This window comes from Gordonia sp. VNK1, from assembly GCF_040049135.1.
In the GTDB taxonomy this organism is placed as follows: domain Bacteria; phylum Actinomycetota; class Actinomycetes; order Mycobacteriales; family Mycobacteriaceae; genus Gordonia; species Gordonia oleivorans.
In genome coordinates, this window is sequence record NZ_JBDZDJ010000003.1 from 188,336 (window position 1) to 210,613 (window position 22,278).

The 22,278-nt window shown below is 68.3% G+C and carries 17 protein-coding genes; 8 read left to right on the plus strand and 9 right to left on the minus strand.

Going from position 1 to position 22,278, the window contains the following annotated elements; translation table 11 throughout:
• Positions 1-184 precede the first annotated feature (184 nt).
• Together ABLE94_RS04760 and ABLE94_RS04765 are read right to left on the minus strand one after the other, a co-directional pair.
• Positions 185-1,009: an alpha/beta fold hydrolase gene (locus ABLE94_RS04760; RefSeq protein WP_348803448.1), complete on the minus strand. Its 825-nt coding sequence runs from the start codon at positions 1,007-1,009 to the stop codon at positions 185-187.
• A 37-nt stretch (positions 1,010-1,046) separates the two neighbouring features.
• Positions 1,047-2,597 (minus strand): cobyric acid synthase, encoded by a 1,551-nt coding sequence (locus tag ABLE94_RS04765; protein ID WP_348803446.1) that lies wholly within the window; start codon positions 2,595-2,597, stop codon positions 1,047-1,049.
• A gap of 139 nt (positions 2,598-2,736) precedes the next feature.
• Between ABLE94_RS04765 and ABLE94_RS04770 the strand changes: the two genes are divergently transcribed.
• From ABLE94_RS04770 to ABLE94_RS04790, 5 genes are all read left to right on the plus strand, one after another.
• Entirely contained in the window at positions 2,737-4,794 is a 2,058-nt protein-coding gene (locus ABLE94_RS04770; protein ID WP_348808159.1) for a protein kinase domain-containing protein, read from the plus strand.
• Positions 4,791-6,068 (plus strand): RCC1 domain-containing protein, encoded by a 1,278-nt coding sequence (locus ABLE94_RS04775; RefSeq protein ID WP_348808160.1) that lies wholly within the window; start codon positions 4,791-4,793, stop codon positions 6,066-6,068. Before ABLE94_RS04770 ends, ABLE94_RS04775 begins: the two co-directional genes overlap by 4 nt.
• Positions 6,069-6,162: 94 nt before the next feature.
• The gene (locus ABLE94_RS04780; RefSeq protein ID WP_348808266.1) at positions 6,163-7,383 is read left to right on the plus strand and encodes a serine/threonine-protein kinase; all 1,221 of its coding nucleotides are present in this window, start codon (positions 6,163-6,165) and stop codon (positions 7,381-7,383) included.
• A gap of 27 nt (positions 7,384-7,410) precedes the next feature.
• Entirely contained in the window at positions 7,411-8,379 is a 969-nt protein-coding gene (locus tag ABLE94_RS04785) for an RCC1 domain-containing protein (protein WP_348808161.1), read from the plus strand.
• A gap of 128 nt (positions 8,380-8,507) precedes the next feature.
• Complete coding sequence (locus ABLE94_RS04790; protein ID WP_348803442.1) at positions 8,508-10,619, plus strand: protein kinase domain-containing protein; 2,112 nt, start codon at positions 8,508-8,510, stop codon at positions 10,617-10,619.
• A gap of 55 nt (positions 10,620-10,674) precedes the next feature.
• Here the strand turns inward: ABLE94_RS04790 and map are convergent, their stop codons facing one another.
• Complete coding sequence (gene map / locus ABLE94_RS04795; RefSeq protein WP_348808162.1) at positions 10,675-11,538, minus strand: type I methionyl aminopeptidase; 864 nt, start codon at positions 11,536-11,538, stop codon at positions 10,675-10,677.
• Between the two features lie 214 nt (positions 11,539-11,752).
• On the opposite strand from map, the gene ABLE94_RS04800 reads away from it, so the two are divergent.
• Genes ABLE94_RS04800 through ABLE94_RS04810 form a run of 3 tightly spaced genes read left to right on the plus strand, consistent with a single transcriptional unit; the run spans position 11,753 to position 14,602 of the window.
• Entirely contained in the window at positions 11,753-12,730 is a 978-nt protein-coding gene (locus ABLE94_RS04800; protein WP_348808267.1) for a heme/hemin ABC transporter substrate-binding protein, read from the plus strand.
• A gap of 7 nt (positions 12,731-12,737) precedes the next feature.
• Entirely contained in the window at positions 12,738-13,823 is a 1,086-nt protein-coding gene (locus ABLE94_RS04805; protein ID WP_348808163.1) for a FecCD family ABC transporter permease, read from the plus strand.
• Between the two features lie 2 nt (positions 13,824-13,825).
• Complete coding sequence (locus tag ABLE94_RS04810; RefSeq protein ID WP_348808164.1) at positions 13,826-14,602, plus strand: heme ABC transporter ATP-binding protein; 777 nt, start codon at positions 13,826-13,828, stop codon at positions 14,600-14,602.
• A 9-nt stretch (positions 14,603-14,611) separates the two neighbouring features.
• Here ABLE94_RS04810 and ABLE94_RS04815 read toward each other — a convergent pair whose 3' ends face one another.
• From ABLE94_RS04815 to puuE, 6 genes are all read right to left on the minus strand, one after another.
• Positions 14,612-16,441 (minus strand): penicillin-binding transpeptidase domain-containing protein, encoded by a 1,830-nt coding sequence (locus tag ABLE94_RS04815; protein ID WP_348808165.1) that lies wholly within the window; start codon positions 16,439-16,441, stop codon positions 14,612-14,614.
• A 113-nt stretch (positions 16,442-16,554) separates the two neighbouring features.
• On the minus strand, positions 16,555-17,391 hold the full coding sequence (locus ABLE94_RS04820) for a GNAT family N-acetyltransferase (RefSeq protein ID WP_348808166.1): 837 nt from the start codon (positions 17,389-17,391) through the stop codon (positions 16,555-16,557).
• A 34-nt stretch (positions 17,392-17,425) separates the two neighbouring features.
• The gene (gene ispG / locus ABLE94_RS04825; protein WP_348803433.1) at positions 17,426-18,619 is read right to left on the minus strand and encodes a flavodoxin-dependent (E)-4-hydroxy-3-methylbut-2-enyl-diphosphate synthase; all 1,194 of its coding nucleotides are present in this window, start codon (positions 18,617-18,619) and stop codon (positions 17,426-17,428) included.
• A gap of 63 nt (positions 18,620-18,682) precedes the next feature.
• Positions 18,683-19,915, minus strand: a complete 1,233-nt coding sequence (locus ABLE94_RS04830; protein ID WP_348803431.1) for a M50 family metallopeptidase — start codon at positions 19,913-19,915, stop codon at positions 18,683-18,685.
• Between the two features lie 46 nt (positions 19,916-19,961).
• On the minus strand, positions 19,962-21,128 hold the full coding sequence (gene dxr, locus ABLE94_RS04835; protein WP_348808167.1) for a 1-deoxy-D-xylulose-5-phosphate reductoisomerase: 1,167 nt from the start codon (positions 21,126-21,128) through the stop codon (positions 19,962-19,964).
• A gap of 65 nt (positions 21,129-21,193) precedes the next feature.
• Positions 21,194-22,174 (minus strand): allantoinase PuuE, encoded by a 981-nt coding sequence (gene puuE / locus ABLE94_RS04840; RefSeq protein ID WP_348808168.1) that lies wholly within the window; start codon positions 22,172-22,174, stop codon positions 21,194-21,196.
• Positions 22,175-22,278: the final 104 nt, after the last annotated feature.

Below are 22,278 nucleotides of genomic sequence, written 5' to 3' on the forward strand. Positions count from 1 at the left end.
ACAGGGTGTGCATGCGTGAATATGGTTGGGGTGCTGGCTATTTCCAGCCTTGCGTCACCGGGTCTCGACACGGTTCGTCGCTTGCGCTCCTCACCGGCTCGACCGGCGGGATGAGGGTGCTCGACGAGGCCGTTGGGACGCGTCAGGAGATGGGGTTGGTCGAGCGTCGCCTGACCGACGGCGCTCAGAAAACTGCTGAGCGCAAGGAGATCTCGCTGGCCAGTTCGGCCGGCGCGTGTTGCGGAATCCAGTGGTCGACGCCGGACAGTACGCAGAAGCGGAAGTCCGAGTAGGCATACCGCCCGCTCTGCTCGGCCTGCTCACGCCCGAGCGCAGAGTCGGCGTCGCTCCACACCATGGTGGTGGGAATCTCGACGGGTCGGCACGACATCGTCTTGGCGATGTCGGTGGTGAAGTTCGCCCGGTACCAGTTCAACGCCGCGGTCATCGCCCCCGGTTCCTTCAGTGGGGCAAGCTCTTCCGCAGTGACACCCGCCCGACGCAGCAGTACACCGTTGCGCGCGAGGAGCTTCTCCTCCGCACCGTCGGCAATGAAATCCTTGATGTAGGAGGATCTTTCCCGTTGATCACTGGTGTCCAGTGAATCTCGGGTCGCCGACGGGTGACCCGTGCTGACCGCGACGAATCCGGTGAACCTGTCTGGATGCTTGGCGGCGAGGTGCCAGGCAACCAGCCCTCCCCAGTCGTGTCCGACCAACAACGCGTAGTGCACGCCGAGCGCATCGAGGATGCCGATCGCATCGTCGACGAGATGATCGATCCGATAATCCTCGACCTTGTCGGGACGGGCACCCGGGCTGTAGCCGCGCTGGTTGGGCACGATGGTCCGCAATCCCGCCTCATGAAGACGCGGGACGACGGCGTCGTAGCACGAACCGTTCACCGGAAAGCCGTGAAGGAGTAGCACCCAGGGGCCCTTGTCCGGGCCCCCGGTGGTGACCTCGAAACTCAGATCCCCCACATCGACCGTGCGCTGTTGTGTGTCCACTCGGTCCAGCCTAGGTGATCGCCGACACGTCAGAGGTTCAACACGGGCGCGGAATCAGCGCGCTGGCGATGATCGGCAGGTCCGCGCGAGCTCCGGCGGCGAGGATGTCCACGACGGCGTCGAGATCGAGATGCTCGACCACCAGATCCGCGATGCGGTCGACCTGCTCGGCGCGCACGTCGGCGAAGGTGACGGTTTCGTCGGGCTCGAACTCGCTATGGCCCGATTCTCTTGCGACCCAACAGAGGAAGTCCCGGCGAAACCCGTCCGAGGCGAGCAAGCCGTGCCAGTGTGTCCCCCGTACCGATCCTCGAGCCGCGCCTTCGTCGCCGAAACGGTCGTCGCGCAGCCAGGGTTCCTCGGCGGAACGCGTCACCCGTCCGTGATGGATCTCATATCCGCTGATCGGGAGACCGCCACCGGTGCCACTGACCTCGCGGAGGATCTTCTGCTGATCGAACTCCACGTCGATGTCGAGGAGGCCGAGACCGTCCACCCGCTCGTGTCCCGTCGCCGACTCCACATCGTCGACGATGAGTCGGCCGAGCATCTGGAATCCTCCGCAGATCCCGAGGATCGGCCGGCCGGCAGCAGCCCTCGCCTGCACGGCGCTGTCGATCCCCCGTGACCGCAGCCACGCGAGGTCGGACACGGTGGCCCGAGTGCCCGGGAGTACCACCAGATCAGCGGAGGCGACGCTGCCCGGATCGTCCACCCACGTGACGTCCACGCCCGGATCGCATGCCAAGGCCTCCACGTCGGTGGAGTTGGAGATCCGAGGTAGCCGGATCGCGGCCACCGTGAGGTTGCGGCCCGACCGATCCGACGTCCCGAGCGGTCCCACCCGACGGCCGACCGGCGACGACAGCGAATCCTCGGCATCGATCCACAGGCCGGTGTCGAACGGCAACACGCCCAGCGTCGGCCGTCCGGTCAACGCCTGCAGCTGCATCAGTCCCGGTTCGAGGATCGACACATCGCCACGGAACTTGTTGATGATGTAGCCGGCGATGCGCGTCTGATCCGCGCTGTCCAGGATGGCGGTGGTACCGAAGAGGTGCGCCAGCGATCCGCCGCGGTCGATGTCGGTGACGAGCAGCACCGGAAGGTCGGCAGCCTGCGCCAATCCCATGTTGGCGATGTCGGTATCACGCAGATTGATCTCGGCGACCGAACCGGCACCCTCACAGATGACGACATCGAATTCGTCACGTAGCGAGGACAATTCATCGGCGACCACCTCGAGTAGATGGGACCGGCGCGTGATGTAGTCGCGAGCGCCCACGTCGCCGGCCGGCTGCCCACGCACGATCACATGCGACCGTCGATCACCGCCCGGCTTGAGCAGCACGGGATTGAATCGGGTCGACGGTTCCAGACCACAGGCGTACGCCTGCAACGCCTGCGCGCGACCGATCTCGCCGCCGTCGATCGTGACCACCGAATTGTTGGACATGTTCTGGGCCTTGAACGGCGCGACCCGCACGCCCTGTCGCGCCAGCGCCCGGCACAGCCCGGCGACCACCAGGCTCTTGCCGGCGTCCGAGCTCGTCCCCCCGATCAGTACGGCACCACGAATCCCGGTCACCTCGGTCACCCTATCGGTGCGTTCGTCGTTCGGGTGCTTTCCGCGCCGTCGATCAGAGCCCGCCTCCGCCATCCGCGTCGACGCGGGGCCCCCGGGGTTCGATACCCTCACCCGAGAACGTCGGGGTGAGGAGATATCGATGGCACTGGCCGCCGGTGCGACCTTTGCCGGTTGTCGCGTCATCGAACAGCTGGGTGCCGGCGGCATGGGCGAGGTCTATCTCGTCGAACACCCGCATCTCGGACGTCGTGAAGCACTGAAGGTGATCTCGGTTCGCTCCGACGACCCGTCGTTCTCCGAGAGATTCACCAGCGAGGCCCGGACCGCGGCGTCCCTCGATCACCCCGACATCGTCACCGTCTATCACTACGGGATCGAGGACGGCCAGCCGTGGTACACGATGGCCTATATCGCGGGCACCGACCTGTCCGGTGCGGGCCCGCTCCCGCCGCACGAGGTAGTTGCGATCCTGACCCGGGTGGCCGACGCGCTCGACGATGCTCACGCTCACCGAATCATTCACCGCGACATCAAACCGGCCAACATCCTCGTCACCCGCGGCGCCGACGGTTCCCTCAACCGGGTCACGGTGCTCGACTTCGGCATCGCACGCCTTCTCGACAGCACCAGGATGACGACGTCCAACGCGTTCATCGGCACCGTCGCCTACGCCGCGCCCGAGGTCCTCACCGGCTCGGCGGCGAGTCCGGCGTCAGATCAATATGCGTTGGCGTGCACGACCTTCGAATTGTTGACCGGCCGCGCGCCGTACGTCGCCGACAATCCGGGCGCGTTGATGATGGGTCATATCAACTCACCCATTCCGCGGGTGTCTGCAGCCGACCCCACCCTGGCACCGTTCGACGACGTGTTTCGACGTGCACTCGCCAAGACCCCCGAGCAAAGGTTCCCGAACTGCGCCGCGTTCGCCTCGGCCTTTGCCAACGCCGCGGCTCACATGGGACCGTCCGCCCCAGCCCCGGCCGCGCACTTCTCACCGGTGCCGGGTGTCGCGCGTCCTCCCGTCCATCCCCACGTGGCAGCGCCCGCATGGAACCCGCAACCTCCACGTGGACGGCCGCGACGTGGACTGGCGATCGGTGTCGGCGTCGCGGCATTGGTTCTCGTGATGGCGCTCGTCGCCGTCGTGGTGGCAGTTGTCGCCGACGTCGGCGATGCGGACTCGACATCGGCACTGCCGCGCTCCGAGTTCCTGGTGCAGAATCCCGCGGAGATCCCCGTCGGTGGTTGGGTGAGTACATCGGTGGGTGCCGGTCACGCGTGTGCCATCGCGACGGCCGGATCGGCGTACTGCTGGGGAAACAACGATGCGGGCCAACTGGGCAACGGCATCAGCACCGGCGCGCCGGTGGTCCCGGTGAAGGTCGTCGGGCTCGCCCACGTGACCGCGATCAGCGCCGGGTCGGGCCACACCTGCGCCATCGACTCCGGTCGGGCATGGTGCTGGGGCGAGAACGACAAGGGACAACTCGGCAACCGATCCACCACCGACAGCGCGACTCCAGTCGAGGTCGTCGGCCTCACGGACGTCACGGCCATCTCCGCGTCGATCAACGTGACGTGTGCGGTGGCCCAGGACGTTCCGTATTGCTGGGGTAAGAGCACTTTCGCGCTCGGCGATGGTTCATCCACCGCGAGCACGACGCCGGTACGGGTACTCGGGCTGACGGATTCGACGTCGGTGAGCACCGTCGCCAACACCTCGTGTGCCACGGCAACCGGCGGGACCGTGTTCTGTTGGGGCGGCGGGAGCCGGGGCACGCTCGGGGACGGGCGATCCCTGGCCTCGGACGAGACCGACTCGACGGTTCCGGTGCGCTCGGGCACCCTGACCGGGGTGTCGCAGGTGTCGGTGGGCTCACTGTTCGGGACGGCCTGTGCGCTGTCGAAGGCCGATGTGTACTGCTGGGGCGACAATCATTCGGGCCAGGCAGGCGTCAACGAATCGGGCGAGCGAGGTGCGCCGAACCTGCTGGTCCCTCGACAGGTGCACGGAGTCGACGATGTGACATCGATCAGCGTCGGCGATGCCCACACGTCCCGGTTCCGGAGGAGGTCGACGCGGTATTCGCTCGAGCCCTCGCCAAGGATCCGGCGGAGCGGTACGCGAGCTGCCGCGAGTTCAGCGCTGCTCTCGCGCACGCGGCGTCCGCACCCCGGAACGCACCGCCGATGAGCGCACCGACGACGGATGCGTCGTCCGCGATGCCGACGGTGTTCTCCGGTGCTCCGACCGTCGCGCCGGGGTCCGCTCCGCCACCACCGGTGCTCGCGCAGCCTGCCGCGGGGCAATCGTCCACCGGCCATCGGCGGGGACGCGGGTCCCGCTCCGCACGACGAACTGTCGTACTCGGTGGCGTACTCCTGCTCCTCGCCGCCATCGCGGGTGTCACTCTCGTGACGTCGGTCGGCGACGGATCGGACGCGCCGACCACCGCATCACGGGAGTCGACCGTCGGCGAGTGGACCGCCGTCAGCACATCCACGAACGTGACCTGCGGAATCAAGAGTCGTGGGCTGTTCTGTTGGGGCGACAACGAATACGGCTCCGTCGGCGACGGCACCACCACCGATCGCTCGGTTCCCACGCCCGTCCACGGGCTCGGCGACGTCTCGTCGGTGTCGGTCGCCTACGGGCAGGCCCGGGCCTGCGCCGTGAGCGACGGCGACGTGTACTGCTGGGGCCAGAACGCCTCCGGTGGCGACATCAAACCGACCCGAGTCGACGGCATCTCCGGTGCCAGCGAGGTCACCGCCGGAGTGACGACCTGCGCCGTGCGGCAGTCACAGGCCTACTGCTGGGGAAGCAATGTCGACGGCGGCACCGGTACCGGATCCACGATCGGCTTCATCCCGGAGCCGACGCGGGTGATCGGACTCGAGGATGTGGCATCGATCGCCACCGGCGTCGGCACCACCTGTGCGATCACCCACGCGGCCGACCTGTACTGCTGGGGGAGGAACACCACCGGACAGGTCGGTGACGGGACCACGCAGAATCGGCTGACGCCGGTGAGGATCGCGGGACTGCGGTCGGTCACCTCGGTGACCCTGGGCGCCGACGCGACCTGCGCCGTCGCCGACGGGACCGTCTACTGCTGGGGTTCCGGGCCCGTCGGCCGTCCGGAGAATGGCCGGGTCGGCCACCTCAGCCCCACCCCGGTGGGTGTGAGCGGTGCCCGCGACGTCGCCCTGACCAGCAACGGCGGCTGCGCAACGGTGAACTCCGGCCGCGTCACCTGCTGGCAGGTCCTCGACACGGCGCCACCGTCGACGCCTGCGGTGCTGCCCGAACTGGATCAGGTGACGAACCTGGTGGGTGTGGCGAACACGTGCGCGATCTCGGCCGGTCACCTGTACTGCTGGGGACGCAACAACGCGGGGCAGCTCGGCGACGGGACCACGACCACGTCGTTCGGCACACCCGCACGCGTCAGCGACCCGGAATGACGGTGCGTGCAACGTTCTCGGCGTGCCCCCTTCCACCACGTTTCGCTACAGTTGAGCGCACATTTGTCGACGAAGTCGGGGGAATCGACGCGTGATGCTGCTCCAGCCCGGCACGATGTTCGCCGGCTACCGCGTCATCCGCCGGCTCGGTGCCGGCGGCATGGGCCAGGTCTACCTCGTCGAACATCCCTCTTTGCATCGCCGCGAGGCGCTCAAGATCATTTCCGCCAACACCGACGACCCCGACTTCTTTCATCGTTTCGCCAACGAGGCCCGAGTGGCAGCGTCCCTCGATCACCCCGGCATCGTCACCGTCCATGCGCATGGCGTCGAGAACGGCACACCGTGGTTCACCATGAGCTATCTGGAGGGGCGCGACCTCTATCACAGCCCGGCGCTGCCGATCGAGGATGTGTCCCACATCATCGGCAGAGTCGCCGACGCCCTCGACTACGCCCACGCCCGCCGCATCATCCACCGCGACATCAAACCCGCCAACATCGTCATCACCACCGACCCCCACGGCCACCCCGACCGCGTCACCGTCCTCGACTTCGGCATCGCCCGACTCATCGACGCCCCCAAGATGACCGCCACCAGCGCCTTCATCGGCACCCTCGCCTACGCCGCACCCGAAATACTCAACGGCGCACCCGCCACCCCCGCCTCCGACCAATACGCCCTGGCCTGCACCACCTTCACCCTCCTCACCGGCACCCCACCCTTCCCCGCCACCAACCCCGGCCACCTCATCTCCGGCCACCTCCACGCCCCCATCCCCCGACTCTCCGAACGCATCCCCACACCACCGGCAGCCGACGCGGTCATCGCACGAGCCATGGCCAAAAACCCCACCGACCGCTACCCCACCTGCCACGACTTCACCACCGACCTCCGGCAGGCGCTGCTGTCCCCGGGTGCTGCGCCGGACGGCGGCCGCAGTGCACCGACACTGGCGCCCTCGCCCGTGTATGCGCCGACGGTGACTCCCGGGTCGACGATGATCCCACCAGGGAATCCACCGACGCAGTTTTCGGGTGCCCGAGCCGGCCTACCCACGATGCACGGGGGTGTGCCTCCCCGCTTCCCCCACTTCCTCGGTGCGCCACCCGAGCCGGTAGGACCTCCGCAGTCGCCGCAACGCTTTACCAGGCGCCGCGCCGCGGTTGTCTCGGGGGTGATCGGGAGCGTGATGCTGCTGGTCGCCGCGGTGACCGGTGTGGCGATCTGGTCGTCCGGTGGCGACGACGAGCCCGATGCGCCGATCGCGACCAGCTCGGTGACGCCCAGTCCCGCAGCGGATTTCAGCGGTTAGTGGACGACGGCCACCGCGTACAACGACGTGTCCTGCGGGATCAAGGGTCGTGCCCTGCTGTGCTGGGGTGACAACGACTACGGCGCCGTCGGCGACGGCACCACGACCGATCGCCATGTCCCGACGCCGGTGAGTGGACTCACCGAGGTCACCTCGGTGTCCGTCGCGCCCGGAGCACCGATGACGTGCGCCGTCAGCAAGGGCCAGGTGTACTGCTGGGGGCAGGACATCGTCACCGGTGACGTCCGTCGGACCCCGGTCGTCGTCGACGGCATTTCGAACGTGTCCTCGGTCTCCGCGGGACTCACCTCGTGTGCCGTGCGCCGGGCCGAGGTGTGGTGCTGGGGCAACAATTCATACGGCAACGCGGGTAACGGAAAGATCGGCGGCTCGGTCCCCGACCCGACGAAGGTCGTCGGCCTCGACAATGTCGCATCGGTGAGCACCGCCGTCGGCAGCGCGTGTGCGATCACTCGCGCCCAGGAACTGTATTGCTGGGGATTGAACGCCAATGGACAGGTCGGCGACGGGACCCAGGAGAACCGCGCAACCCCGGTGAAGATCACCGGCCTGCGCTCGGTGACCTCGGTCAGTCTCTCACCCCAGAACACGTGTGCCGTCGCCGAGAGCACCGTCTACTGCTGGGGATTCTCGACCGGCCAGTATCCGGCCGGGACCGAGGACGAGCATCTGGCACCGGAGCGCGTGGACGGCATCGAGGGCGCTCGACAGGTTGTCTCCGTCGGTGACAGCGGATGTGCGTCGGTGATCAGCGGAGACGTGCAGTGCTTCGGGGCTTTCGACACCTCGTCCGAACCCGGACCGACGGAGCTCTCCGGGCTCGACCATGTGACGCAGTTGCTCGGCGCGGCGACCATGTGTGCGATCTCGGCGGGTCAACTGTATTGCTGGGGACTCAACAACTCCGGACAACTCGGCAACGGCACCACCACCGCATCCCTCAATCAACCTGTGCGCGTTCGTGATCCGGAGTAGTAGCGGTCGCCGTCGCGGTGGGTCGGGGCATGATCGGATGACTCCGCCGACCCGGTCGCGCGGTCCGCGACGGGCGTATCGCTACAGTTGATCGCACATTTGTCGACGCAGTTGGGGGGAATCGGCGCATGACGCTGCTCGAACCGGGCACACTCTTCGCCGGCTACCGCGTCATCCGACAACTCGGCGCCGGCGGCATGGGCCAGGTCTACCTCGTCGAACACCCCTCACTCCACCGCCACGAAGCCCTCAAAATCGTCTCCACCGGAACCGACGACCCCGACTTCCTCGCCCGCTTCACCAACGAAGCCCGCATGGCCGCCTCCCTCGACCACCCCGGCATCGTCACCGTCTACGCCCACGGCATCGAAAACCGCACCCCCTGGTTCACCATGACCTACCTCCAGGGACACGACCTCGACCACCACCCCCCACTCCCCATCGACGACACCCTCCACATCACCACCCGCGTCGCCGACGCCCTCGACTACGCCCACGCCCGCCGCATCATCCACCGCGACATCAAACCCGCCAACATCGTCATCACCACCGACCCCCACGGCCACCCCGACCGCGTCACCGTCCTCGACTTCGGCATCGCCCGACTCATCGACGCCCCCAAGATGACCGCCACCAGCGCCTTCATCGGCACCCTCGCCTACGCCGCACCCGAAATACTCAACGGCGCACCCGCCACCCCCGCCTCCGACCAATACGCCCTGGCCTGCACCACCTTCACCCTCCTCACCGGCACCCCACCCTTCCCCGCCACCAACCCCGGCCACCTCATCTCCGGCCACCTCCACGCCCCCATCCCCCGACTCTCCGAACGCATCCCCACACCACCGGCAGCCGACGCGGTCATCGCACGAGCCATGGCCAAAAACCCCACCGACCGCTACCCCACCTGCCACGACTTCACCACCGACCTCCACCGCGCCATGTCGTCCCGCGGTGCACCGACGTTGATACCGGGCGCGGTACCGATGCCGCCGCAGCACCCCGGCGCACCGGGTACCGGCCTGACCCCTGCCACGCCTGCGCCACCCGCTCCGACGTCGCCGCGCGGGTCATCGGCACGGCGAACGGCCCTGCTGGTGACCGCTGCAGTGAGTGTGCTGCTCCTCGTCGCGGCCGTCGCGGGTGTCGCCGTCTGGTTGTCGGCGGGTGACGAACCGTCCACGCCGCCGGCCGCCGCGTCGGGAACCGGTGCGCCGGCGGCCACGAGCGCGCCGGACGCGAGCGGTGACTGGACCGCGGTCAGCACCTCGACGACCGTCAGCTGTGGGATCAAGGGGCGTGCGCTGTTGTGTTGGGGTGACAACGATTACGGCGCCGTCGGTGACGGCACGACCACCGACCGCACCGTCCCGACGGCGGTCACGGGCATCAGTGATGTCTCGTCGGTGTCGGTGGCGTTCGGTCAGGCCCGGGTCTGTGCGGTGAGCAAGGGCGACCTGTACTGCTGGGGTCAGGATCTCGCGGGCGGCGACATGCAGCGAATCCCCACTCGCGTCGACGGCATCTCCGATGTCAGTGGGGTTTCCTCCGGGATCGCCACGTGTGTGGTGCGTCGGGGTGAGGTGTACTGCTGGGGAAACAACGTGTACGGAAGTGCCGGCGTCGGAACGACATCCACGTCGGTGGCCGATCCGACGAAGGTGGCCGGTCTGGAGAACGTGGCGTCGATCACGAGTGGGGTCGCCACCACCTGTGCCATCACTCGCGGGGCCGAACTGTACTGCTGGGGCCAGAACAACACCGGCCAGGTGGGCGACGGCACCCGGGAGAACCGCGCAACCCCGGTGAAGATCCCCGGACTACGTTCGGTCACCTCGGTCAGTCCCGGCACCAGCAATACCTGCGCCGTGGCCGAGGGGCAGGTCTACTGCTGGGGGTACGGTCCCGGCCAGTATCCCTCGGGCACCGAGAACGAGCATCTGCGCCCCGAGCCGATCGGACTCGACGGCGCACGATACGTCGCCAACACCGGGACCGGTGGATGCGCCGCGGTCGTCAGCGGCCACGTCTCGTGCTGGCGTAGTGGTGGCGACGTGGCGCCGACGCCCGCCGACGTGGCGGGCATCGATCAGGTGACGGCGCTGGACGGCAACATCAACGTCTGCGCGATCTCGGCCGGCCGGCTGTACTGCTGGGGTCTCAACAATGCCGGGCAACTCGGCGACGGGACGACGACCACCTCGATCGATCAGCCGGTGCGGGTCCGCGATCCGGCGTGAGGCCGGTCGGCGTCGGGCCGGTCGGGCGTCGGGCCCGGTCAGGCGTCGGGCCCGGTCAGGCGTCGGGCACCGTGAGGATCTCCGCGCCCGTGTCGGTGACGACGAGCGTGTGCTCGAACTGGGCCGTCCACTTGCGGTCGACGGTCACCACGGTCCACCCGTCGTCCCACATCTCCCACGGCAGCCCACCGAGATTGATCATCGGTTCGATGGTGAACACCATGCCGGGTTCGATGATGGTGTCGACGTTGGGCTGGTCGTAGTGCAGGACGACGAGTCCGTTGTGGAAGGTCTCGCCGATGCCGTGGCCGGTGAAGTCGCGGACCACGGTGTAGCCGAATCGGTTGGCGTAGGCCTCGATGACGCGGCCGATCACGTTGAGTTCACGTCCCGGTTTGACCGCCTTGATGGCGCGTTCGGTGGCGATGCGGGTGCGCTCGACGAGATCGCGTGCCTCCTGCGACACGTCGCCGGCGAGGAAGGTGGCGTTGGTGTCGCCGTGGGCCCCGTCGATGTAGGCGGTGACGTCGATGTTGACGATGTCGCCGTCGGCGATGACGGTCGAATCCGGGATGCCGTGGCAGATGACCTCGTTCAGCGAGGTGCAGCAGGATTTCGGGAAGTCCTTGTAGCCCAACGTCGACGGGTAGGCACCGTGGTCGATCATGTACTCGTGCGCGATGCGGTCGAGTTCGTCGGTGGTCACTCCGGGGGCGACTGCCTTGCCGGCCTCGGCGAGGGCGTTCGCGGCGATCTTGCCGGCCACCCGGATCTTCTCGATCACCTCGGGAGTCTGCACCCAGGGCTCGTGTCCCTCGTTGACCTTGTCCTTCCAGACGTACTCCGGCCGTGCAATCGAGTCGGGCACCTGGCGGATGGGTGAGAGTTTGCCGGGGTGAAGCGGGGCACGAACGGTCATGGCCCCAGCTTAGTGAACGCCGATGAGCGCCCCGGACCGGCCGGAGGTACATCGCCGACCTCTCACCATCCGTGATTAAGGTGAGCCTGTGCAACAGATGGAGACGGCCACGCCCGTCATCGGCGGCGACCTGATCGGGAAGCGGGCTCGGTATCGTCGACCGTCGGGGCGGCCCGCGGTTCTCCCCGCGCTGGTGGCTCTGGCCGCCACTCTGATGCTGACCACCGGGTGCAGCACCGCGCCGATCGAACAGGCATCGCCGTCGGACGCGGCCGCGCACCTGCGCAGTGGCCCGCAAACGGCCACTCTGCCCGATGCGGACGTCGTGCCGGTGACCTCGAATCCGACGATCACCCTGCCGGTCACCGTCGGGTCGGCATCGGGGGGCAGCGTGACCGTGACCGATACCAGCCGGATCATCGCGATCGACCGCAACGGCACCCTGAGCAACATCGTGTTCTCCCTGGGACTGGGCTCCCGCGTCGTCGGACGCGATCAGTCGACGACGTTCCCGTCGGCGGCCGACCTGCCGGTGGTCACCGGCAACGGGCACCAACTCAACGCCGAGGCCGTGCTGGCGCTGAACCCGTCGGTGGTCCTCGTCGACAAGACGACCACCCCGCCACAGGCGGTCGAAGCGTTGCGTGCCTCGCAGATCCCGGTGGTGGCGTTCACCGACACGCGGTCGGTGTCCACCACACCCGATCTCATCCGGGCGGTGGCGGCCGCACTCGGCGTCACGCCCGCGGGCGACGCCCTGGTGGCACGAACCCAGGCGCAGATCGCCGACGCGCAGGCAACGATCCCCGACCCGTCCGGCGACCCCACGATGGCGTTCCTGTACATCCGCGGACCGAACCTGGTGTTGCTGGCCGGCCCGAACTCCGGCGCCGACGATCTCATCGAGGCGCTCGGCGGCAAGGACGCCGGCACCGCGGCGGGTCTGAGCGCAGCCTTCACCGCCATCACCCCGGAGGCGCTGCTGCGCGCCGACCCCGACGTCATCCTGGTGATGACCCAGGGCGCGGACTCGGTAGGTGGACTCGACGGTGTCCTGGCACTGCCCGGCGTCGCCGACACCGATGCCGGGCGGGCACGCCGCGTGGTGCAGATGGACGAGACCGAGATCCTCGCCTTCGGACCCGACGTCGGGAGGGTCCTCGGCGCACTGTCCCACGCGATCTACACGTGAGCACAACATGAGCATTCCCACGGAGTCACCGTCGACGTCGCGGCCGGGGGCGCGGGCGGCCGGACGAGTCTCGGCACCGGTGGTCATCGCGACACTGATCGTGGCGACGATCGTCGTCGTCGTCGCGTCGGCCGCCATCGGTCAGATTCCGGTGGCGCCGAGCGAGGTACTCGGCAGCATCGCCCACCATTTCGGCCTGAACATCGGATCGCTGCCGTCGCATCCGCAGGGTGAGCACGCGTTGTGGGTGGTGCGATTCCCACGAATCGTGTTGGGCCTCATCGTCGGCGCCGCGCTCGGAGCGGGCGGATGCCTACTACAGGGGGTGCTGGCCAACCCACTGGCCGAACCCGGTGTGATCGGGGTGTCGTCGGGAGCGGCGGTCGGCGCCTGCCTGATGATCGTGATCGGCGGGGTCGGTGTGAACGGCTGGGCACTGGCCGGGGCGGCCTTCGTGGCAGCGTTGATCACCACCGCCGCGGTGTACGTGCTGTCCCTGCGGGACGGGTCGTCGTCGGCGATCATGTTGGTGCTCACCGGCATTGCGATCAACGCGTTCGCCCTGGGCATCATCTCCTACCTCACCTTCGTCGCCACCACCGCCGCCCGCGAACAGATCGTGTTCTGGCAGTTGGGTTCTCTCGCCGGGGCAAACTGGAACGCGGTGTGGGTGACGCTGCCCCTGGTGGTCGCGGGCGTGGCGGCGGCGATGCTTCTGGTGCACAAGCTCGACCTGCTCGCGCTCGGCGAGATCCAGGCCGCGTCGCTGGGTGTGAACGTCGAGACCGTGCGCCGGCAGGTCGTCGTGCTCGTCGCGATCCTCACCGCCGCCGCCGTCGCCTTCACCGGCATCGTGATGTTCATCGGTCTGGTCGTGCCGCATGTGATGCGCCTGATCGTCGGTCCGCGTCACGCGGTGCTGTTGCCGGCGAGCGTGATCGGCGGCGCACTGGTCCTCGCGGCGGCCGACCTGGCGTCACGCACCGTACTCGGCGGGGCCGACCTGCCGTTGGGCGTGTTCACCTCGTTGGTGGGTGGCCCGGTGTTCTTCATCCTGTTGCGCCGCAGCCGCCACGCCGGGGCCGGGTGGTGACGATGGCCGACCCCCACGCCGGGATCGAGGCCACCGACATCGTCGTCGAACTCGGTGGCCGCGACGTGGTGTCCGGGGTGTCGCTGTCGGTGCGTCCCGGCGAGCTCGTCGCGCTGGTGGGCCCCAACGGTTGTGGCAAGTCCACCCTGCTGTCGGTGCTGTCGGGAGTACGCCGCCCCCGACGCGGGCAGGTGTTCATCGACGGTCACGACGTCGCCCACACCTCCCATCGCGATCTCGCGCGCCGCCGCTCGATGGTCACCCAGCACAACCGCGTCGACACCCCGTTCACCGTCGGGGAGGTCGTGGAGATGGGACGTTTCCCGTGGCTGCGCACCCCACGTGCGGCCGATTCCCCCGCCGTGACCGCCGACGCGATCGCCCGGTGCGACCTGTCCGACATCGTGGCGCGGCCGTTTCCGCAGCTGTCCGGCGGTCAGCAGGCGCGGGTGTCGCTGGCCCGGGCGATCGCGCAGGATACCCCGGTGATGATGCTCGACGAGCCCACCGCGTCCCTCGACATCCGGCATCAGGAGCAGGTCCTCGACATCCTCTGCGAGCACCGAGATTCCGGCGCTGCGGTCCTCCTCGTGGTCCACGACCTGACACTCGCGGCCGCCTACGCCGACAAAGTGGCGGTGATGAAGGACGGTCACCTTCGCGCCTTCGGCGCGACCCGTGCGGTGATGACCACCGAATTGCTGTCGGAGACCTACGATTACCCGGTCGAGATCCTCGACCGCGGCGGTCGGCTGATCGTCATACCGCGTCGCAGGTGAACGCTGTGATCAGACTCCGAAACCGGCCGGCAGGAACGAGAAGAAGTCACGGGTGACGCCCACGGCGTTGTTCGAATCACCGCCGCGCACAACGAGAGTCGCGAATGCGAGATCTCCGCGGTAACCGGCGAACCAGGCGTGCGACCCACCATCGAACTCCGCCTCACCGGTCTTGCCGTACACCTCACCCTGCCCCGCGATGGCGGTGCCGGTGCCGGAGACCACGACCTCGCGCATCATCGGCCGCAATTGGCCCACGACGTCGGGGTTGAGTTCCGCCGACGGCCCGCTCACCTGTGTGGTGCGGCCCAGGATCAACTGCGGGACAGGCAGTGTGCCGTTGTTGGCGACGGTCGCCGCGACGAGCGCCATGCCGAACGGGCTGACCAGGTCCCGGCCCTGCCCGAAGCCGTCCTCGGTCCGCGCCACCAGATCGCTCTCGATCGGTACCGACCCGGTGGCCGTGGCCAGGCCGGGGATGTCGTAGTTGCGTCCGATACCCATCGCCGCGGCCGCATGCGGCAGATCCGACGGCCCCATCTCGCTCGCGAGTTTGGCGAAGGTGGTGTTACACGATTGCGCGAAGGCGCGCAGCAGACTGACCGGCCCCAACGCGAACCGGTCGTAGTTGGGGATGGTGCGCGGCCCGATGGTCACCTCGCCGGGGCACCCCACCGTCGAATCCGGGTGCACCATTCCGGCATTGAACGCCGCCGCCGAGGTCACCATCTTGAAGGTGGAGCCCGGTGGGTACAGGCCGGTGGTCGCGATCGGTCCGTGGGCATCGGCGGCCGGGTTCTGCGCGACCGCCAGGATACGGCCGGACGACGGCTGGATGACGACCATGGCGATCTGGAAGGCGTTGGTGGCGTTGACCGCTCGTTGCGCCGCGTCCTGCACCTGACGGGACAGACTCAGCGACACCGCAGGCGACGGCTCGGCCGCGTGGTCGGTGAGGGTGTCGGCGTCCAGGCCGTTCGGATTGACGGTGACGATCTGCCAGCCGGACCGCCCGGCGAGTTCGCCGTCGACGACGCTGCGCACCCCGGTCAGGAGTGCGGGCGCGAAGGCGGGGTTGGTGGGGACCAGTTCGGCCTGCTCGTTGTGGACCACGCCGGGGATCGCCAACTGGTCGCGCAACCGGTCGAAGTCGGCGGTGGACAGGCGGGTGATCGGGTACTGCCCGTCGTCGGCGGTCGATTCCTCCGCGATCTTCTGCGCGTTGAGGGTCGGGTCGATGGGTGCCAGCACGTCGACGAGGCGGGTCACCGAATCACCGACGGACCCTTGGGCCGCTGCGGCTTTCGCGTCGAAGTTGATGCCGATGACGGTGCCGTTGACCATCACCTCCGAACCGTCGGCCTCGTTCACGGTGGCCCGCGGCGCGGCGGTGGTGCGCAGGATGAGCCGTTGATCGGCGCCGAGGTTCGGGTGGATGTCGGTGGAGGTCCAGCGCACCTGCCAGCCGCGTGAGTCCGACCGCACCACCTTGATGGTCGCGTCGTAGCGCCATTCCCGCGCATCGGCCAACCGCCACGTGTAGGCGACGTCGATGTCGGCGGTGTCCTGCGTGACGTCGGCCCGGCCGGTCCGCCCGGTCACCGACTCGGCGGCGAGCCCATCCCATGCCGAACGCAACGCGGCCGCGGCTGCCTGCGGATTGTCGGTCTGTGCGGCGGCGCCGGCGATGTCGCCGCGGCTGTAGGCGGACAGGAAGTCGTCGACGGCACCACGCGGTCCGTCGTCGGCCGAACTGCAGGCCGTCGCCGCGCCGACGACGAGCACAGCGCTGATCAGCATGGCCAGGATCAAGGCCGCTCTGCGCGTCGAGAATTCCATCGCTGCCGATCCTAGGGTCGGCGGCACCCGGAATCCGGGAGCCACGCGGCGCCAAAGGCTGTGACTCTGCGATCTTCTCGGCCCACCGATGTGCCGATGGGCACCGCGGCCGGTCAGTCGATGAGCACCGTGGCGAACGTGCCGACCTGGGTGAACCCGACGCGGTGGTAGACGGCCTGGGCCGGCAGGTTGAAGCTGTTGACGTAGAGGCTGGGAATGCGCCCGTAGGCGGCGACCGCGGCGGCCACGGCGGCGGTACCGGCGGCGCCGTACCCGCGCCCACGCATCTGCGGGTCCACCCAGACACCCTGGATCTGGCCGACCGCCCGTGACATCGACCCGATCTCGGCCTTGAACACGACCTCGCCGTCGTCGAAGCGCGCGAACACCCGGCGCGCCGCGATCAGTGACGCGAGACGACGGCGATAGGACCGGCCACCGTCGCCGGCACGCGGATCCACGCCGACCTCACCGATGAACATGTCGACGGCCGCCGGCAGGTAGGCGTCGAGGTCGTCGGGGGTGACCAGCCGGACCGCGGGGTCGGGTTCGACGGCGGGCGGGCCGTAGAGCGCCATCAGCGGCTGGGTGGGACGGACCTCACGGGCCGGCCCCCAGACCGGCGTGATGTTCTCCCACAGGGTCAACGCCAGATCGGTGTCCCCGACGATCGAGGAGCAGACGCGGGCCCCCGACGTCGCACGGTCGGCGAAGTACGCCATGTCGGCCAGCGATCCCCGGATCGGGATGAGGTTGGCACCGGAGAAGCACAGCGACGATTCGGGATGACCGGCCGACCACATCTCCCCACCGAGCATCCGGGGTTCGATGCCGTGGGACTCGAAGCGCGCGGCGACCATGCAGTTGGCGACCGGGTCGGCGTTGAGGACACGACTGACCGCGGGTGCGTCCCGCGCTCCGAGCGGCTTGTCGCCCAGCAGCTTCAGCACCGCTGCTCCTTCGCTCCCGTAGCCCTGCGCGACCCTACGAGACGGTCACGACCGGCGGCCCGACCGGCGCGCCCTCACCAGTGTCCCCTGATTCCTCGGCAATTCGCAGCGCTTCTTCGATCAGTGTCTCGACGATGTCGGCCTCGGGGACGGTCTTGATGACCTCCCCCTTGACGAAGATCTGACCCTTGCCGTTGCCCGACGCCACGCCCAGGTCGGCTTCGCGTGCCTCGCCCGGACCGTTGACGACGCAGCCCATCACCGCCACCCGCAGGGGTACCTCCATGCCCTCGAGCCCGGCGGTCACCGCGTCGGCGAGCTTGTAGACGTCGACCTGGGCACGCCCGCACGACGGGCAGGAGACGATCTCCAGCTTGCGGGGACGCAGGTTGAGCGACTGCAGGATCTGATCGCCGACCTTGATCTCCTCGGCGGGCGGCGCCGACAGCGACACCCGGATGGTGTCGCCGATGCCCTGGCTCAGCAGCGCCCCGAACGCGACCGCGGACTTGATGGTGCCCTGGAATGCGGGACCGGCCTCGGTGACGCCGAGGTGCAGCGGGTAGTCGCATTGCGCCGCGAGTTGGCGGTAGGCCTCGACCATGATGACCGGGTCGTTGTGCTTGACCGAGATCTTGATGTCGCCGAAGCCGTGCTCCTCGAACAGGCCCGCCTCCCACAGCGCCGACTCCACCAGCGCCTCCGGGGTGGCCTTGCCGTACTTCTGCATGATGCGCTTGTCCAGCGATCCGGCGTTGACGCCGATGCGGATCGGGATGCCGGCGTCCCCGGCGGCCTTGGCGACCTCCTTGACGCGGCCATCGAATTCCTTGATGTTGCCGGGGTTCACGCGCACCGCCGCGCATCCGGCGTCGATGGCGGCGAAGATGTACTTCGGCTGGAAGTGGATGTCGGCGATCACCGGGATCTTGGACTTCTTGGCGATGATCGGCAGCGCGTCGGCGTCCTCCTGACGCGGACACGCCACGCGGACGATGTCGCAGCCCGACGCGGTGAGTTCGGCGATCTGCTGCAGCGTCGCGTTGATGTCGTGGGTCTTGGTGGTGGTCATCGACTGCACCGAGATGGGGTGATCGCTGCCGACGCCGACCGAGCCGACCTGGATCTGGCGGGTCTTGCGTCGGGGGGCCAGCACCGGCGGTGGCGCCTCGGGCATGCCGAGGCCGATCGCGATCGGGCCGGACGAGTTCGGGTCAGGGGCGGACATCGCGTTCTCCTGCGGGCGTGTCGAGGGGTGCGAGGCGGGCTCGCGGGGCTGGGAGGGCAACCATCAGTTGGGGATGGTGATCGGATTGATGATGTCGGCGGTCAGCGTCAGCACCATGAATCCGGCCATCACGACCACCACCGCGTAGGTCAGGGGCAGCAGCTTGTAGTAGTCGACCGGACCGCCCGGGGCCCGGCCGAACCACCGACGCACCGTGTCACGTCCCTTCTCGTACCCGACGATGGCCATGTGTCCACCATCCAAGGGTAATAGCGGGACGAGGTTGAACAGTCCGAGGAAGAAGTTGATGCTGATCAGCAGCAGCAGGAAGGTGTCCCACAGGCCCCGCTCGGCGGCCTGACCGCCCAGCACGGTGGCGCCGTACACGCTGACCGGGGTGTCCGGGTCGCGTTCGCCGCCGGTGACCGCGATCCACAGGTTGTGCACCTTCGTCGGCATCGACAGCAGCGCATTCCAGGTCTGATGTGCCAGTTCGGCGGTGAACACCGCGGATCCGGGCAGGATCGTCAGCGCGTTGTAGTGCTTCCACAACGGGGGCTGCTCGAAGGTGATCCCGACCCGGTTGATGGTTCGGCTGGTCGTGGCACCGGCCTTGTCGGTGGTGTTGATCGTCACCGGCTGCGGGGTCATCACGGCGGTGAAGTCGCTGCCGTCGCGACGCACCGTGAGTTCGACCGGACCGACGCTCTGCTGGATCTTCGGGGTCAGGTCCGATGCGGTGTCCACCGGTGTGCCGTTGACGGCGACGATCTGGTCACCGGTGCGCAGTCCCGCCGCACCGGCCGGTCCGCTGCCCGCGCAGGGCGCCTCGGTGGCGGAGTTGCCGGCATCGACCGTGATGGTCGGGGTGACGCAGGAGATCTTGGCGACGGTGGTGCCGGTGGCCGGCGGCGAGAGATCGGGAAGTCCCCAGACCAGCCCGGCGATCACGATCAGGACGAATCCGAGGATGAAGTTCTGCGCGGGACCGGCGAACAGCACGACGAGCCGTTTCCACGGCTTCTGCCGGTACATCGCACGCTCACGCTCGTCGGCGGTCAGCTCCTCGTGCGGTGTCATGCCGGCGATGTCGCAGAACCCGCCGAACGGCAGGGCCTTGACGCCGTACTCGGTCTCACCGCGACGCGTCGACCACAGGGTGGGCCCGAAACCGACGAAGTAGCGCCGGACCTTCATCCCGGTCCTCTGAGCGGCCCACATGTGACCGCATTCGTGCCACGCGATCGACGCGAGCAACGCGAGGGCGAACAGCACCACCCCGATCGCAAAAACCACTTCTCCGACTCTCCTGTTGATTACCGATCAGCCTGTGCCGGCCGTCTCAACCCCGGCGCGATGCCGCGACCAGCTCCGCCGCACGGACCCGCGCCCAGGTGTCTGCGGCGAGGACCTCGTCCACAGTACCCGGGGTCGCACGCCACTGATCGGCGTCGTCGAGCACACGACCGATCACCTCGACGATGCGGGGAAAGGCGATCTCACCGGCGAAGAAGCCGGCCGCCGCGGCCTCGTTGGCGGCGTTGTAGACCGCGGTCAGGCTGCCACCGGCCCCACCGGCACGCCGGGCCAGCTCGATCGCCGGGAACACCTCGTCGTCGACGGGTTCGAAGGTCCACGCCGAGGCCGTGGAGAAGTCGCAGGCCTGCGACGATCCGGGCACCCGGTCCGGCCAGCCGAGGGCCAGCGCGATGGGCAGTTTCATCGACGGCGGGGACGCCTTGGCGATGGTCGCACCGTCGACGAAGGTCACCATGGAATGCACGATCGACTGGGGGTGGACGGTGACGTCGATGCGGTCGTAGGGCACGTCGAACAGCAGGTGCGCCTCGATCACCTCGAGGGCCTTGTTGACCAGCGTCGCCGAGTTGAGGGTGATCATCGGCCCCATCGACCACGTCGGATGCCGCCCGGCCTGTTCGGGGGTGACATCCTCGAGCTGCGCGGCACTCCACCCGCGGAACGGCCCGCCGGAGGCGGTGAGCACCAGCCGATCCACCTCGGCCGCGGTGCCCGCCCGCAGACACTGCGCGATCGCGGAGTGCTCCGAATCGACCGGCACGATCTGGCCGGGTGCGGCGGCCCGCAACACCAGCGCACCACCGGCGACCAGCGATTCCTTGTTGGCCAACGCGAGTCGCGCACCCGAGTCGAGTGCGGCGAGACTCGGCCGCAGTCCGATCGACCCGACGACGGCATTGAGGACGACGTCGGCCTCGACGGTCTCGATGAGCCGGCACATCGCATCCTCGCCACCGAGGACGCCGTCACCGAGTTCGGTGGTCAGTGCCTGGGCCGCCGCCGGATCGGCGACCGCGATCGCCGTCGCGGGCACGCCATGTTCCCGGGCCTGACGTGCGAGGACGTCACAATTGCCGCCTCCGGCGCCGAGTCCGACCACCGAGAACCGGTCGGGATGTTCGGTGATCACGTCGAGGGCCTGGACCCCGATCGATCCGGTGGAACCGAGGATGAGCACGCGCGTCGTCACACGTTCATTGTGGCCGACGGCCGCGACAGGTCACCGCCACCCTTGCCGACGATGCGGGCTCGGGCTCAGCCGCCGATTCCGCCCGGCGCCGGATGCACCGTGCGCCAGTGTTCGGCGATGTCGATGCGGCGGGTGATCCAGACATCGTCGTGGGACTGGACATGGTCGAGGAAGCGCTCCAGGCTCGCCAGCCGGGCGGGGCGACCCACCAGACGACAATGCAGACCCACCGAGAGCATCTTGGGTGATCCTTCGACGCCTTCGCGGTAGAGCACGTCGAACGCGTCCCGCAGATGGGCGAAGAACTGCTCCCCCGACGGAAATCCGCCGGGCGAGGCGAACCGCATGTCGTTGGTGTCGAGGGTGTAGGGCACCACCAGGTGATCGACCGCCCCGGTGACCGAGCCGTCGGTGCGCGGGACCTTCACCCAGTACGGCAGGTCGTCGGCGTAACTGTCGGAGTCGTAGACGAAGCCGCCCTGTTCGACCACGAGGGACCGGGTGTTGGGTGAATCGCGTCCGGTGTACCAGCCCAGTGGCCGGGAGCCGGTGATCTCGGTCAGGACATCGATCGCGGTGCGCATGTGCTCGCGTTCGACGTGTTCGTCGACCATCTGATAACTCAGCCACCGGTAGCCGTGGCAGGCGATCTCGTCGCCGCGTTCGACGAAGGCCGCGGCCGCCTCCGGGTTGCGGGCCATCGCCTGGGCGACCGCGAAGATCGTCAACGGGAGACCACGACGGGAGAAGGTCCGCAGGATGCGCCACACACCGGCCCGCGACCCGTATTCGTAGAGCGATTCCATGCTCATGTGTCGGTTCGGAAAGGATTGGGCGCCAATCATTTCCGAGAGGAAGGTCTCGCTGCCGCGATCGTTCTCGAGGACGTTGTTCTCACTGCCCTCCTCATAGTTGAGGACGAACTGCACCGCGATCTTCGCGCCACCCGGCCACTGCGGGTCCGGCGGCGTCGGACCGTATCCCACCATGTCGCGTGGGTAGTCCTCGGAGCGATGGTCGGCGAGTGATCGAGACGGCGGATGCATGGCCAGATTCTTACACCGATCCGACGTCGGCACCCGTCGGCGTGGGGAGTGCGACGCCGTGTGGGTCGGGCCGCTATGCTTTCCCCAGAGCAGAACTACTACCG

Excerpts from the sequence above, each read along its gene's own strand:
- ABLE94_RS04770 (WP_348808159.1), top strand. The coding sequence starts at position 2,737 with ATGGCACTGGCCGCCGGTGCGACCTTTGCCGGTTGTCGCGTCATCGAA.
- ABLE94_RS04775 (WP_348808160.1), top strand. The coding sequence starts at position 4,791 with ATGAGCGCACCGACGACGGATGCGTCGTCCGCGATGCCGACGGTGTTC.
- ABLE94_RS04780 (WP_348808266.1), top strand. The coding sequence starts at position 6,163 with ATGCTGCTCCAGCCCGGCACGATGTTCGCCGGCTACCGCGTCATCCGC.
- ABLE94_RS04790 (WP_348803442.1), top strand. The coding sequence starts at position 8,508 with ATGACGCTGCTCGAACCGGGCACACTCTTCGCCGGCTACCGCGTCATC.
- map (WP_348808162.1), bottom strand. The coding sequence starts at position 11,538 with ATGACCGTTCGTGCCCCGCTTCACCCCGGCAAACTCTCACCCATCCGC.
- ABLE94_RS04800 (WP_348808267.1), top strand. The coding sequence starts at position 11,753 with ATGCTGACCACCGGGTGCAGCACCGCGCCGATCGAACAGGCATCGCCG.
- ABLE94_RS04805 (WP_348808163.1), top strand. The coding sequence starts at position 12,738 with ATGAGCATTCCCACGGAGTCACCGTCGACGTCGCGGCCGGGGGCGCGG.
- ABLE94_RS04810 (WP_348808164.1), top strand. The coding sequence starts at position 13,826 with ATGGCCGACCCCCACGCCGGGATCGAGGCCACCGACATCGTCGTCGAA.
- ABLE94_RS04815 (WP_348808165.1), bottom strand. The coding sequence starts at position 16,441 with ATGGAATTCTCGACGCGCAGAGCGGCCTTGATCCTGGCCATGCTGATC.
- ispG (WP_348803433.1), bottom strand. The coding sequence starts at position 18,619 with ATGTCCGCCCCTGACCCGAACTCGTCCGGCCCGATCGCGATCGGCCTC.
- puuE (WP_348808168.1), bottom strand. The coding sequence starts at position 22,174 with ATGCATCCGCCGTCTCGATCACTCGCCGACCATCGCTCCGAGGACTAC.